This is a genomic window from Clostridium niameyense (genome assembly GCF_001243045.1).
Lineage (GTDB): Bacteria > Bacillota > Clostridia > Clostridiales > Clostridiaceae > Clostridium_F > Clostridium_F niameyense.
Genome location: NZ_LN849007.1, coordinates 2,258,222 through 2,271,815, shown reverse-complemented (window position 1 = coordinate 2,271,815; position 13,594 = coordinate 2,258,222). Strand labels below are relative to the sequence as shown.

12 protein-coding genes, 5 tRNA genes and 1 riboswitch are annotated in these 13,594 nt (G+C 29.2%); of the genes, 15 read left to right on the top strand and 2 right to left on the bottom strand.

The annotated features are described in order from the left end of the window. The first annotated feature begins 17 nt into the window (after nucleotides 1-17). The 5 genes from murA to mreB all read left to right on the top strand — a co-directional run bounded on the left by murA (nucleotide 18) and on the right by mreB (nucleotide 4,862). Nucleotides 18-1,277 carry a UDP-N-acetylglucosamine 1-carboxyvinyltransferase gene (murA, locus tag BN1711_RS11635; protein WP_050608310.1) on the top strand — a complete coding sequence of 420 codons (1,260 nt, stop codon included), beginning with the start codon at nucleotides 18-20 and terminating at the stop codon, nucleotides 1,275-1,277. Between the two features lie 122 nt (nucleotides 1,278-1,399). Beyond that, nucleotides 1,400-2,446, top strand: a complete 1,047-nt coding sequence (spoIID, locus tag BN1711_RS11630; RefSeq protein WP_050608309.1) for a stage II sporulation protein D — start codon at nucleotides 1,400-1,402, stop codon at nucleotides 2,444-2,446. 194 nt (nucleotides 2,447-2,640) lie between these two features. Then, entirely contained in the window at nucleotides 2,641-3,366 is a 726-nt protein-coding gene (locus BN1711_RS11625) for a M23 family metallopeptidase (RefSeq protein ID WP_050608308.1), read from the top strand. 110 nt (nucleotides 3,367-3,476) lie between these two features. Further along, on the top strand, nucleotides 3,477-3,731 hold the full coding sequence (spoIIID, locus tag BN1711_RS11620; RefSeq protein ID WP_050608307.1) for a sporulation transcriptional regulator SpoIIID: 255 nt from the start codon (nucleotides 3,477-3,479) through the stop codon (nucleotides 3,729-3,731). Between the two features lie 99 nt (nucleotides 3,732-3,830). Further along, on the top strand, nucleotides 3,831-4,862 hold the full coding sequence (mreB, locus tag BN1711_RS11615) for a rod shape-determining protein (protein WP_050608306.1): 1,032 nt from the start codon (nucleotides 3,831-3,833) through the stop codon (nucleotides 4,860-4,862). A 38-nt stretch (nucleotides 4,863-4,900) separates the two neighbouring features. Here the strand turns inward: mreB and yyaC are convergent, their stop codons facing one another. Beyond that, on the bottom strand, nucleotides 4,901-5,425 hold the full coding sequence (yyaC, locus tag BN1711_RS11610) for a spore protease YyaC (protein ID WP_050608305.1): 525 nt from the start codon (nucleotides 5,423-5,425) through the stop codon (nucleotides 4,901-4,903). A 68-nt stretch (nucleotides 5,426-5,493) separates the two neighbouring features. After that, on the bottom strand, nucleotides 5,494-6,216 hold the full coding sequence (locus tag BN1711_RS11605) for a tRNA 2-thiocytidine biosynthesis TtcA family protein (RefSeq protein ID WP_050608304.1): 723 nt from the start codon (nucleotides 6,214-6,216) through the stop codon (nucleotides 5,494-5,496). A 240-nt stretch (nucleotides 6,217-6,456) separates the two neighbouring features. On the opposite strand from BN1711_RS11605, the gene BN1711_RS11600 reads away from it, so the two are divergent. The 10 genes from BN1711_RS11600 to hpf all read left to right on the top strand — a co-directional run bounded on the left by BN1711_RS11600 (nucleotide 6,457) and on the right by hpf (nucleotide 13,443). Next, nucleotides 6,457-6,532, top strand: a tRNA-Thr gene (locus BN1711_RS11600). A 5-nt stretch (nucleotides 6,533-6,537) separates the two neighbouring features. Beyond that, nucleotides 6,538-6,622 (top strand) — tRNA-Tyr (locus tag BN1711_RS11595). Between the two features lie 13 nt (nucleotides 6,623-6,635). Further along, nucleotides 6,636-6,711, top strand: a tRNA-Val gene (locus tag BN1711_RS11590). Between the two features lie 21 nt (nucleotides 6,712-6,732). Further along, nucleotides 6,733-6,808, top strand: a tRNA-Thr gene (locus BN1711_RS11585). Nucleotides 6,809-6,813: 5 nt separating this feature from the next. Further along, nucleotides 6,814-6,898, top strand: a tRNA-Tyr gene (locus tag BN1711_RS11580). Between the two features lie 135 nt (nucleotides 6,899-7,033). Further along, nucleotides 7,034-7,136, top strand: a riboswitch (SAM riboswitch). Nucleotides 7,137-7,207: 71 nt separating this feature from the next. After that, entirely contained in the window at nucleotides 7,208-8,383 is a 1,176-nt protein-coding gene (metK, locus tag BN1711_RS11575; RefSeq protein ID WP_050608303.1) for a methionine adenosyltransferase, read from the top strand. Nucleotides 8,384-8,513: 130 nt separating this feature from the next. Continuing rightward, nucleotides 8,514-10,745 (top strand): SF1B family DNA helicase RecD2, encoded by a 2,232-nt coding sequence (recD2, locus tag BN1711_RS11570; protein ID WP_050608302.1) that lies wholly within the window; start codon nucleotides 8,514-8,516, stop codon nucleotides 10,743-10,745. 28 nt (nucleotides 10,746-10,773) lie between these two features. Continuing rightward, complete coding sequence (locus tag BN1711_RS11565; RefSeq protein WP_050608301.1) at nucleotides 10,774-11,796, top strand: hypothetical protein; 1,023 nt, start codon at nucleotides 10,774-10,776, stop codon at nucleotides 11,794-11,796. Next, a complete protein-coding gene (locus BN1711_RS11560; RefSeq protein WP_050608300.1) occupies nucleotides 11,769-12,446 on the top strand; it encodes a ComF family protein in 678 nt (225 codons plus the stop codon). Before BN1711_RS11565 ends, BN1711_RS11560 begins: the two co-directional genes overlap by 28 nt. Before the next feature lie 466 nt (nucleotides 12,447-12,912). Continuing rightward, the gene (gene hpf / locus BN1711_RS11555; RefSeq protein ID WP_050608299.1) at nucleotides 12,913-13,443 is read left to right on the top strand and encodes a ribosome hibernation-promoting factor, HPF/YfiA family; all 531 of its coding nucleotides are present in this window, start codon (nucleotides 12,913-12,915) and stop codon (nucleotides 13,441-13,443) included. The last annotated feature ends 151 nt before the right edge of the window (nucleotides 13,444-13,594 follow it).

Sequence of the window (13,594 nt, the reverse complement as noted above, 5' to 3'; positions counted from 1 at the left end):
AGAAATGGAGGAAAAAAATGGATAAGATAGTGGTAAAGGGAGGTTCGAAATTAAAAGGAGAGGTAAACATAAGTTCAGCTAAAAACTCAGTTCTACCTATTATTGCAGGAAGCATATTAAGTGCAAATAAATGTGTTATTAATGGAGTATCAATGCTGGAAGATGTTTATGTTATAAGTGATATATTAAAGAGTATTTGTGCCGATGTAGATATAGATGAAACTAATGAAAAAATAGTAATAGATACAAAGAATATAATAAATAAAGAAGCAGATTCTGAGTTAGTAAAAAAAATGAGAGCTTCATTTTTGCTTATGGGTCCTATGTTATCTAGGTTTGGAAAATTTAGAATTTCAATGCCTGGAGGATGTAATATAGGAACTAGACCTATAGATTTACATCTTAAGGGTTTTACAGCATTAGGAGCTAGAGTAAGTATAGGACATGGATATGTAGAATGTTTAGCAAATAAACTTATAGGAAATAAAATATATTTAGATTTTCCTTCTGTAGGAGCCACAGAAAATATAATAATGGCTGCTGTTATGGCAGAGGGAGAAACAATAATAGAAAATGCAGCTCAAGAGCCAGAAGTGGAAGATTTAGTAAATTTTTTAAATTCTATAGGGGCTGATATTAAAGGAGCTGGAACAGGTAATGTTACTATAAGAGGTGTAAAGAGCTTAAATGATTCAGTGTATGTTCCCATTTATGATAGGATTGAAGCAGGAACTTTTATGATTGCTGCGGCTATAACAAAGAGTAGAATCAAATTGAATGGTATTATAGAACAACATTTAAAACCTATTATAGCTAAATTGAGGGAAATGGGAGTAACTATAGATATAAAAGGGCATTCTGCTGTAGTAGATGGATCACAAGGTTTGAAAACTGTTGATATAAAAACTATGCCATATCCAGGATTCCCTACAGATATGCAAGCACAAATGATGGCATTATTAAGTACTATAAAAGGAACAAGCATTATTACAGAAACTATTTTTGAAAATAGATTTATGCATGTATCTGAAATGAAAAGGATGGGTGCTAATATTAAAATTAACGGAAGAAGTGCCGTAATAGAAGGTGTGGATAAATTAACAGGTACAGATGTTAAAGCTACAGACTTAAGAGCAGGAGCAGCCCTAATTCTATGTTCACTAGCAGCAGAAGGTTATACGGAAATAGGAGATATATATCATATAGATAGAGGATATTTTAAGATAGAAGATAAATTAAAAAAATTGGGGGCTCAAATAGAAAGAGTTAATAGATAATATTTAAAATAAAATAACCTTACTGATATTTTTCATTAAATATTGGTAAGGTTTTTAGCATATTTTAAAGTATAAAAAATATAATTATACTGATTAACGTTATATAGAAAAGAGGGGGTAACATGAGAAAAGTAAATGATTATACACATATAAAAAGATTATTTTATATAATGGTTTCAAGTATAATTTGTATAGTATTACTTGCAGTAGTTTTATCTATTTCTAATACTAAAATTATAACTAAGAAAAAAAATAATAATGAAAGTGTATCACAAAGTAATATTTTATATGAAAAATATGATTTAACGAAAGAACCTAAAGTAAGAGTTTATTTTATTAATGAAAAATGCGTAAGAGAAATACCTTTAGAGACATATGTAAAAGGAGTGGTATGTTCTGAAATGCCAGTGGAATTTAATATAGAGGCTTTAAAAGCTCAGGCTGTGGCGGCAAGAACTTATGCATTGGCTCATATGAAGGATTTTGGTAATAATCAATATAATAAAAGGTTAAATGCAGATGTATGTGATAGCATACAATCTCAAGTATATATGACAAAGGACAAGAGGATAAAATCATGGCCTAAGAGTAAAAGTCATGAATATTGGACTAAGATAGAAAAAGTTGTAGAAGATACAAAGGGAGAATTCTTAGCATATGATAATGATATAGTTAAAGCACCTTATTATTTTTCCACAAGTAATGGAAAAACAGAAAATAGTGAAGATGTTTTTAGTAAGGAGGTACCTTACCTTAAAAGCGTAGAAAGTCCTGGGGAAGAAAAAGCTCCTAGATTTAAGGATAGTAAAAAATATACTAAGGATCAATTCCTAAATATAATAAAAAAACGATATAGCAACTGTAGCGTAAAAAATATGAGAAATGAAGTGGTAATTAAAGATAAAACTAAGGGTGGAAGTGTAAAAAGTGTTAAGGTAGGAAATGTAACTATAGCAGGAACAGAATTTAGGAAAATTTTTAAATTAAATTCTGCTAAGTTTTCTTTAGAATTTAAAAATAAAGATATTATAATTAACTGTGAAGGATATGGTCATAATGTTGGTATGAGCCAATGGGGTGCTAACAGTATGGGTAAGTCGGGAAAAAAATACAAGGAAATATTAATACATTACTATACAGGTGTTAACATAGAAAAGTTTAAATATTAATTAAAAACACAATGAATTAAAGAGTTAATTTAAAGGCTACTTGGTTCATTGTGTTATTTTTTTATTATTTATAAAGAATTTTATTTTTTAAAGAGCACAAAATGTAGAAATTTAATATAAAAGAGAGAACTATTTTATTGATGAAAATGTATTTTTTGTTATTCACTGGACAAACTAAAGATGGAGGTGTTCATATGGAAAAGAAACCATCTAATAAAAATTCAAATTTTTTTAGAAGGGAGGGGTTTTACGTAATCTTATTTCTTTGCCTTTGTATAGTAGCTACGGTAGCTACACTTACATTAAAAAATAGTAAGCAAGCAAAGAAGAATCCTATCAATAATAAGGTAGTAGAAAATCGTAGTAATAAAGACTCAGCGCAAGCTGTAGATCATACACAAAAAAATTATGATAATGCACTTGAGGTAAAGAAAGAAGATAACAAAAAAGAAACTGAAAAGAAAGATGATAAAAAACAGGAGACTGCTAAAGTTTCAAAAACACAAGATACTAATTTTATAAAACCAGTAGAAGGAACTTTGGCTAGGGTGTATTCAGAAGATCCAGTATTTTGGAATTCTACATCAAGTTATAGATCTAATCTAGGAATAGATATAAAAACTAGTTTAGGAAAGCCTGTATTTTCAGTAGCAGATGGAAAGGTAGAAGATGTAGTTACTTCAAGCCAAGATGGTGTTCAAATAATTGTTAATCACCAAAACGGATTAAAAACTATATATGCAAATTTAGATCCTAAAGTAAAGGTATCTAAGGGTCAACAAATTAAAAAGGGTGATCCAATAGGATGTATAGGTAAAACTACTTTAAGATCAGCTTATGAGAAGTATGGAGATCATTTACATTTTGCAGTTATGAAGGGAAATAACTACATAAATCCTTCTAAGTATATAAAATATTAGTTTCATGCCATTTTCTGCTTTTTAAGCAGAAAATGGCTTAACACAAATGAATTTAATCATTTATATACGCATATTTATAACTATAAAAGAATTAAGGAGGTAGTAGCAATTTGAAAGATTACATTGAAGAAAGAGTTCTTGAAGTTGCTAAATATATTATAGAATCTAAAGCTACTATAAGAAAAACTGCTAAAGTTTTTGGGGTAAGTAAAAGTACTATACACAAAGATATGACAGAAAGATTACCTAAAATAAATCCTCAAATTGCTCAAGAAGCAAAGATAATATTAGAATACAATAAAGCAGAAAGACATATAAGAGGTGGCAGAGCTACCAAAATGAAATATAAAGCTATTGAAGGTTAAAAACATTCCTATTATAATGAGAATAGATGATTTAAAATTTATGTTTTTAATAAACTTAAAGTTTATTATAACTCAATAAGAGTAGGAGTGGATATATCAATGTTTTTTAGTGTAGGAACTGATATGGGAATTGACTTAGGTACGGCTACGGTACTTGTGTACATCAAGGGTAAGGGAGTTATACTAAATGAGCCATCCGTTGTAGCTATAGATAAAAATAAAAATAAAGTACTAGCAGTTGGTGAAGAAGCTAGACAAATGATAGGAAGAACTCCAGGAAATATAGTAGCCATTCGTCCTATGAGGGATGGAGTAATTTCTAATTATGATATTACTGAAAAAATGTTAAATTATTTTATTAGTAAAGCTTGTGGAAAGAAAAAAATGTCTGCACCAAGAGTAGTTATATGTATTCCTTGTGAAGCAACAGAAGTGGAAAAAAGGGCAGTCATAGACGCTGCTAAAAATGCTGGAGCTAAAAAGGTATTTTTAATAGAGGAACCTTTAGCAGCAGCTATTGGTGCAGATTTAGATATAACAAAAGCCAGTGGAAGCATGGTAATAGATATAGGAGGAGGAACTACTGACATAGCTGTTATTTCATTAGGCGGAATAGTAGTTAGATCCTCAATTAAGATGGCAGGAGACAAGTTTGATGAGGCAATTATAAAATACATAAGAAAAAAACATAAACTTATGATAGGAGAAAGAACCGCAGAAGATCTAAAAATTAATGTAGGATCAGCATTCCAAAACAAAGAGCCTATTTCTATGGAAATTAGGGGAAGAGATTTAGTAACAGGTCTTCCTAAAAATTTAACTGTTACTTCGGGTGAAATGAGAGAAGCATTACAAGAAACTGTTAATGCAATAGCTGATCTTGCTCATTCCGTTTTAGAAAGAACTCCGCCTGAATTGTCAGCAGATATAGCGGACAAGGGTATAGTTATGACTGGAGGGGGAGCGTTACTAAATGGACTTAGTGATCTTATAGAAAATGTAACAAAGGTTCCAGTACATATAGCCGAAAATTCAGTTTCTTGTGTGGCAGAAGGAACTGGAAAGGTGTTAGACTATTTAGATAAGATGGGAATATCATCATCAGGAGATGGACTAAATTTAGTTGAATAAATTTTTAGTTGTTTTAAAAGGACTATTTTTAGTCCTTTTTATTCATTTATCATATAAAAACAATGTAGGAGAGAGTCTGTTATAGTTTTAGCCATATTTGTAACTAAACTTAATCTAATATTTGTATTATTAAATAGATCAGTATTTTGGTTAGAATCTACTATACCAACTATTGATATTTCACCAACATCGGGAAGAGATTTTCCTACCCCTTTACCAGGATGTACAGGATAATCCCTTGCTTGTATTTCACCAATACTATTTTTATCACCTAAACAGGCATCTATAGCTAATATGTTACTTTTAGGATGTAAACTTTTTATTTGAATTAACTTTTCCTTAATGTTTAATGCATGAATAGGATGATCTACAGTACCATAAACATTTAAAGGAAAGTTTTTGTGTTTTAACATACTACCAACTATAGGGCCTAAAGAATCTCCTATACATCTATCTGTTCCAATACATACTATTATAGAATCTTTATTTATGTATTCTTTTAAAAAGTTGGCTATTTTATAGTAAGATAGAAGATCCTTATAATAGGCTTTTATTTTATTCATTTTGTATCCCCTCCTTTATAATAATTTATATGAGGGGTTTCAAGCAAATATTAAAAAAAATAAACAAATTATTCTTTATCTTCTTTAAACCATATATTTAATTGATCGGTATTGGTTAAGCAACTAAGAAGCCTATCTTTTACTTTAGGAATGTCTTTTTCTAAATTGTATGTAAGTTCTTTCATATACTGTCTTTTAGTATTTCCATTAGCAGGACAAGGATTTTCAACTATATTAAAGTCATACCTCTTTACTAAACTTTTAATTTCTCTTTCGTCAATATAAATCATAGGTCTTATGATAGTTACATTGCTTCTACTTAAATAAGTTTTAGGAGAAAAACAATTTATTCTACCTTCGTATAACATAGACATTAATAATGTTTCTATAGCATCGTTTTTATGATGACCTAAGGCTATTTTATTGCAACCCAATCTTCCAGCATAATCATTTAGGGCTCCTCTTCTTAAATTAGCACATAATGAACAGGGATTCTTTTCTTTTCTTAGATCAAAAACAATTTCTTTTATATTAGTATCATAAATATAGAAAGGAACATCAATTTCTTCACACATTTTCTTCATAGAAGAAAAATCAGCTCCAGTGCCTGGATCTAATGTAATTGCAACTAAATCAAACTTTTGTGGAGAAAATCTTTGGTAGTTTTTAAGTAAGTGAACTAATGTAATACTATCTTTACCACCAGATAAACCAACTGCGATTTTATCCCCATCCTCTATTAAATTAAAATCTTGAACGGCTCTTCTTAATTTACTTAAAAGTTTTTGCATATATAATCCTCCAATATAACTTTCATAATATATAAATAAAATTATAATATAATGGAATATATAAATAAAGAGGTATAAGTTGTAATAATAAATACGTATCTATGTAATGTTAAGATATAATGAGTAATATAAAGAAATTTAAATATAAATTTAAATTATAGCATATAATGACATTTGAAATTATATTGATAAACATATATACTATTTCTTGTCGATAAGACAATAAATTAAATGAATTGTGCTGGCATGGCTCAATTGGCAGAGCAGCTGACTTGTAATCAGCAGGTTGTAGGTTCAAGTCCTATTGCCAGCTCCAGATGTGGAGGAGTTCCCGAGTGGCTAAAGGGGGCAGACTGTAAATCTGTTGCGTTTCGCTTCGATGGTTCGAATCCGTCCTCCTCCACCATTAACTTATTTAAGGGCGCATAGCTCAGCTGGGAGAGCATCTGCCTTACAAGCAGGGGGTCACAGGTTCGAGCCCTGTTGTGCCCACCATTGTATTAAAATTTTATATATGCTGGCATGGCTCAATTGGCAGAGCAGCTGACTTGTAATCAGCAGGTTGTAGGTTCAAGTCCTATTGCCAGCTCCAGATGTGGAGGAGTTCCCGAGTGGCCAAAGGGGGCAGACTGTAAATCTGTTGCGTTTCGCTTCGATGGTTCGAATCCGTCTTCCTCCACCAAATACCTTTACTTATATAAGTAAAGGTACTTTTATGTTTATAATTTATTAAAATATAAACTAATGTAAAAATTGTTGACACAAAAATTTTACTATGATATCATTCATATATATTACATAATTAAATTAATAAAGACTCTTATCAAGAGAGGTGGAGGGAAAAGGGCCCTATGAAACCCGGCAACCAGTGAATTATCGCTAAGGTGCCAATTCCTGCAGTATATTCTGCAAGATAAGAGAGAAGTTAGATATTAACCTCTTCTTATTGAAGGGGTTTTTTATATGGTAAAAATAGAATGGAGGGAAATATATGAAAAGATTATTTACATCTGAATCAGTTACGGAAGGACATCCAGATAAAATATGTGATCAGATTTCAGATGCGGTATTAGATGCTATATTAGCTAAGGATCCTCATGGTAGAGTCGCTTGTGAAACAGCTGTAACTACTGGAATGGTAATGGTAATGGGGGAAATATCCACAAATTGTTATGTGGACATACCAAAGTTAGTTAGAGAAACTGTAAAAGAAATCGGATACGATAGAGCAAAATATGGATTTGATTGTGAGACTTGTTCAGTAATTACATCTATTGATGAACAATCATCAGATATTGCTATGGGTGTAGATGAGGCTTTAGAATCTAAAAAAGGTGAAATGGAAAAATTGGAAGCTGTAGGTGCTGGAGATCAAGGTATGATGTTTGGATTTGCTACTAATGAAACTCCAGAATATATGCCTTTACCAATAGCTATGGCTCATAGATTATCAAGAAGATTATCTGAGGTTAGAAAAGATGGTACTTTAAAATATTTAAGACCAGATGGAAAAACTCAAGTAACAGTGGAATATGATAATGACAAGCCAGTTAGAATAGATGCTATAGTGGTTTCAACTCAACATGGTGTTCACGTAGAACAAGAACAAATAGAAAAAGATATTAAAGAACATGTAATAAAAGCAGTAGTTCCTAAAGAACTTTTAGATGAGAATACAAAATATTATATAAATCCAACTGGAAGATTTGTTATAGGTGGACCTCAAGGAGATTCTGGATTAACAGGAAGAAAAATAATAGTAGATACTTATGGCGGATATGGAAGACACGGTGGTGGAGCATTCTCTGGTAAAGATCCAACAAAGGTAGATAGATCTGCTGCTTATGCTGCAAGGTGGGTAGCTAAAAACTTAGTAGCTGCAGGGGTAGCAGATAAGTTAGAAGTTCAATTAGCTTATGCTATAGGAGTAGCTCAACCAGTTTCAATTACCGTAGAAACTTTTGGAACAGGTAAAATTACTGAAGAAAAAATAGTGGATATAGTAAAAAAGGTATTCGATTTAAGACCAGGTGCTATTATTAGGGATTTAGATTTAAGAAGACCTATATACAAGCAAGTGGCAGCTTATGGACATTTCGGAAGAACAGATATCAATATTCCTTGGGAAAATTTAAATAAAGTTAAAGAGATTAAGAAGTATTTATAATAAATAATAAAGAGGAAGTGGATTTTAAATATATCCAGTTCCTTTTTGTGTTTTATAGAAATATTAGTAAAATGATTAATATGAAATATAATATGATATAATTTAAGAAAAAAGAATTAGGAGAGGTTTTATGCAGGAATTGCAGGGAATTGTAGAAGATATTGTTTTTCAAAATGATGATAATGGTTATGTAGTAGCAAGAATTAAAGATAAGAATGTTTTGGTTACTATAGTTGGATTTATACCATACATCATGGAAGGGCAAAATTTAAGATTAGAGGGAAAGTGGGTAGTGCATCCTCAGTTTGGAGATCAATTTAAAATTGAAAGTTGTGAGGAATTAGTCCCAGATACTACATTAGGAATAGAAAGATATTTAGCGTCAGGTATAATATCTGGTATAGGACCTGTAACTGCAAAAAAAATAGTAGGAAGATTTGGGAAAGAAACATTAGATATATTAGATAATAATATAGAAAGACTAAAAGAAATAGAGGGTATAGGGGACAAAAAGGTAGCAACTATACAAGAATCTTATAGTAAGCAAAGAGAAGCAAGAAATATAATGATGTTTTTTCAAAACTATGGAATAACCCCAGGCCAATGTATGAAAATATATAAAAGATATGGAGAAAATTCAGTAAATATAGTAAAAGAAAATCCGTATACCTTAACAGAAGAAATAGCAGGTATAGGGTTTAAAACAGCAGATAAAATAGCAAGAAGTTTGGGTATAGACCCCAAATCGCCTTTTAGAATACAAAGTGGCATAAAATATGTAATAAATCAATTTTGTGCTATGGGTAATACATATATGCCTTTAGATAAACTAAATAAAGAGGCAGAACGTATATTATCTATAGGTGAGGAGGAAATAGATAATAATTTATATTCTTGTGTAACAGATGAAAAGTTAAAGGTAGAAGTAGTGGAGGGCAAAAAGTGCATATTTACATTACCTTACTATTATTGTGAATTAGGAGTTACAAAAAAAGTTATTACACTAGGCTTATCAATATATGATGATATAAATATTAATGTAGGAGAAGAAATAGAATTATTTGAAAAAGAAAATGGTATAAATTTTGCATGTTCTCAAAAAGAAGCTATAGAGGGCGCCTTTGAAAATAGTATTGAAATAATAACAGGAGGACCTGGTACAGGGAAAACCACTATTATTAATTGTATAACAGATATATTTGAAAAAAATAACAAGACTGTATTTATGGCAGCACCTACAGGAAGAGCGGCAAAAAGAATGTCTGAGGCTACAGGTAGAGAATCTAAAACTATACATAGATTACTAGAAATGGGAGTTGGGGAAGATACAGATATGATATTTTCAAAAGATGAAAATACTCCTCTAGAATGTGATGTATTGATAGTTGATGAGGCGTCTATGATAGATATAATATTAATGAATAACTTGCTGAAGGCTATATCTCAAGGTACGAGGTTGATAATAGTAGGAGATGTAGATCAATTACCATCAGTAGGACCAGGAAATGTTTTAAGAGATTTAATAGAAAGTAAATGTATTAAGGTAGTTAGGCTAAAAGAAATATTTAGACAATCAAAAGAAAGTATGATTATAGTAAATGCGCATGAAATAAATGAAGGTAAAATGCCAAGACTAAATAAAAAGGGAAAAGATTTTTACTTTTTAGAATCTGATAAACCTAATAATATTGAAAAAACATTAATAGATTTAATAAATAGAAGGTTACCCAAGTTTAATAAGAATTGGGATAAAATGAATCACATACAAATATTATCTCCTATGAGAAAGGGTGTTTTAGGAGTAGATAACTTAAATGGAAAGTTACAAGAAGTATTAAATCCTAAGGCTAAATTTAAACATGAAATAGAATTTAAAAATTGTATTTTTAGAGTGGGAGATAAAGTAATGCAAATAAAAAATAACTATTCATTAAAATGGACTCGGATTGCAGGTTCGGGAGAAGATGAAGGTGTAGGAATATTTAATGGTGATGTAGGATTTATAGAAAGCATAGATGAAGATAAGGCTACAGTATCTGTAATATTTGATGATGAGAAAAAAGTAATATATGATAAGATGTATTTAGATGAATTAGATTTAGCTTATGCTATAACTATACACAAAAGTCAGGGAAGTGAATTTCCTGTAGTTATTATACCTATGTTTATGGGTCCACCGTTATTAATGAATAGAAATTTATTATATACAGGTATAACTAGAGCTAAAAAATTAGTAGTTTTAGTAGGAAATTTAAAAGCTATTAGTTTTATGGTTAATAATGATAGATCTTTTGAAAGATATTCCTTATTAAAATGGCGTATATGTAATGTTCTAGATAACGATATTATTATAGAGAATTAGATACTGTTTTATATAAAGGAGAGTAGCTATGATACTGCTTAAAAATTATAATGGAATTGATGAAATTAACGAATTTAGTGATTATATATTAAATTGGTATAATAGTAACAGAAAGTTACTAAATGTTGTATCTGTTCCATATAACACTTGTGAATTTTTTATAAAGACTATATTAGAATGTATATTATTTGGTAATAATGTATTATATATAACTAATGAAAACGAAAATAATATAAATATAATAAACCATATAAAAAAAAGTACCACATTTAGGCAATATTCTTATATCAGAAGTAGTGATTTGAATATAAGTTCAAAATTTAAAATAGCTAATTTTAAAGTAGCCAATAATTTAAAAGAAAAATTTGATTTAGTTATATATGATGATATAAGTAGTTTTTCAAATTATAATAATAAAGAAATTAAAGAGATAATTGAACTAAGATTAAAAAAATCAGGAAAAGGAATAATATATTCTATTGAAAGTTTATTTAAATTTAATAGAACCATATATATACCTTTAAGATGGAATAAGATTCCTATGATTGAGCCTAGAATAATGTTAACCAGGATAAATTTAAATAAAGATATGCCATTTATTATATATGACTATATTCAATGGTCTATTCAATCAAAAAGAAAAATTTTAATTTATACTCCATTTTATGATTTAAGTGAAAATCTATATAGTTATTTAAATAATTACAATAAGAAAATAAACGTTAACATAATTTTAGACAATGATCATAAAAGTAGTAAAACTATAAACAATTTTATGAAAATGAAAAAAGGCATAATAATAACTAATTATTACAGAAATGATTTTTGTAGATTTAAAGACACAGATTTAATAGTGTATAGTGCGGATAGAGAAGATTTTCATTATAAAAAACTTACATATCTTTGTAGTACAGTGGGAAGAGGTGAATATGATTTTAGAGGAGAAGTGATATTTTTAGCTAATACTGAAACAAAGGACATGGAAAAGGCTAGGAATATTACTGTTAATTTTAATAAGGAAGCATGGAAAATGGGATTATTAAGTATATAAGGTATGTTTTAAATTGTATTAAGGAAGTTATATATCCTTATGAGGATAAATGCATCATATGCGATGAGTATACAAGAGAAGAATTAATATGTAATGTTTGTAAAAAAAATATTAGATATTGCAATGACTCTTTAACTATAGATAAGGAAGAAATGACTTTTGCAGCTTATCCTAGCACGTATTATTCAGGAGTTATGGTAGAACTTATATTAAGGCTTAAATATAAATCAGATTTTGGTGCTGGAGAAGTAATAGGTAATATTATGATAGATAAAATATTAAATGAGAAATTAGATTTTGATTATATAACCTTTGTACCATCTGGTAAGGAAGCTTATAAAAAAAGAGGATATAATCAAAGTGAATATCTATCTAAAGTTATAAGTGATAAAATTCATATACCTATGATTTCATGTCTATATAAAGTTAAAAAAACTAAGGATCAAATAGGATTAAGTACTATAGAAAGATGGGAAAATGTAAAAGATAGCTTTAATGTAATAAATAACAATAAACTTTACAATAAAAATATATTGTTAATAGATGATGTTTTAACTACAGGAGCTACAGTATTTTATTGTGCTAGTAAAATAAAAAAAAGTGGGGCTAAAAATATTTATATATTGACTGCGGCTAAAAGTAATGTATAATTTAAATATAGAAAAGTTAGGTTTGTGGTTGAAAGTCGATGCCAGTCGCAGGCAAAACGATCCACGTAAGTTAAATAAAATATTTAATGAGCATGGTGCGGCTTAGAAGTAAGTCCTGCCGCCTTAAAGGCGAGAGAATTAATAGTGAGAGGTTAAATCCGGGTAGCAAAAGTTCCAGCAGGCGAGTGTGGGGTCAAAAACCAGGTCAACTAACTTTAATTATAAAAAAGGCTTATAGAGTAATCTGTAAGCCTTTTTTATAAAAGACATTTCTTAAACCTTATTAGTTAATAACTATTATAAAAAACTTAATATTTTGTAAATTCTAAAAAAACATATTGTAATTTTAAAATAATAGTATTAGAATATAAATAATAAATATAAAATTTAAACATAAAATATAAACATATACAGATAAAAATTTATATAAAATCCCATAAGGGATAATAGAAAGAGGGGCTGAAGAATGAAAATAACAGTAATAGGTAAAAATATTCAGGTGACTAACGCTTTAAAGGAAACGGTAGAAAGAAAGCTATTGAAACTTGAAAAATTTTTCAACCCTGATGTAGCAGCAACAGCTACATTAAGTGTACACAAAAATCAACATGTTATAGAAGTTACTATTCCATTTAATGGGGTAATATTAAGAGGTGAAGAATCAACAGATGATATGTATGCTTCAATTGATTTAGTTGTAGATAAACTAGAAAGACAAATTAGAAAACAAAAAACAAGACTTGAAAAGAAAATGCATAACAGTTCATTGAGATTTCAGTATATACCAGATTACTCAGATAAAGATGAATATAATGATTCAAAGATAGTGAAAACCAAAAGATTTGCAATGAAGCCAATGTCTTCGGAAGAAGCAGTGCTTCAGATGGAACTTTTAGGACATAACTTTTTTGTATATAAGAATGCAAGTGATGGAGAGGTAAATGTAGTTTATAAAAGAAAAGATGGTAACTATGGTTTAATAGAACCTGAATTTTAAAAATTTAAATATACAATACAGCATACTCATATGAGTATGCTGTATTAATTTTGGTAAGATGGAAATACTAATTTTTAGGAAATACTTTTACAAAATTTACATAATAATAATATATAAAAGTTGAATAGGGTATGTTTAAATGATATAATTT

Coding starts and splice junctions, on each gene's coding strand:
- metK (WP_050608303.1), top strand. CDS start 7,208: ATGAAAAGATTATTTACATCTGAATCAGTTACGGAAGGACATCCAGAT.
- yyaC (WP_050608305.1), bottom strand. CDS start 5,425: ATGAATAAAATAAAAGCCTATTATAAGGATCTTCTATCTTACTATAAA.
- BN1711_RS11605 (WP_050608304.1), bottom strand. CDS start 6,216: ATGCAAAAACTTTTAAGTAAATTAAGAAGAGCCGTTCAAGATTTTAAT.
- BN1711_RS11565 (WP_050608301.1), top strand. CDS start 10,774: ATGATACTGCTTAAAAATTATAATGGAATTGATGAAATTAACGAATTT.
- BN1711_RS11625 (WP_050608308.1), top strand. CDS start 2,641: ATGGAAAAGAAACCATCTAATAAAAATTCAAATTTTTTTAGAAGGGAG.
- BN1711_RS11560 (WP_050608300.1), top strand. CDS start 11,769: ATGGAAAATGGGATTATTAAGTATATAAGGTATGTTTTAAATTGTATT.
- recD2 (WP_050608302.1), top strand. CDS start 8,514: ATGCAGGAATTGCAGGGAATTGTAGAAGATATTGTTTTTCAAAATGAT.
- mreB (WP_050608306.1), top strand. CDS start 3,831: ATGTTTTTTAGTGTAGGAACTGATATGGGAATTGACTTAGGTACGGCT.
- spoIID (WP_050608309.1), top strand. CDS start 1,400: ATGAGAAAAGTAAATGATTATACACATATAAAAAGATTATTTTATATA.
- hpf (WP_050608299.1), top strand. CDS start 12,913: ATGAAAATAACAGTAATAGGTAAAAATATTCAGGTGACTAACGCTTTA.
- murA (WP_050608310.1), top strand. CDS start 18: ATGGATAAGATAGTGGTAAAGGGAGGTTCGAAATTAAAAGGAGAGGTA.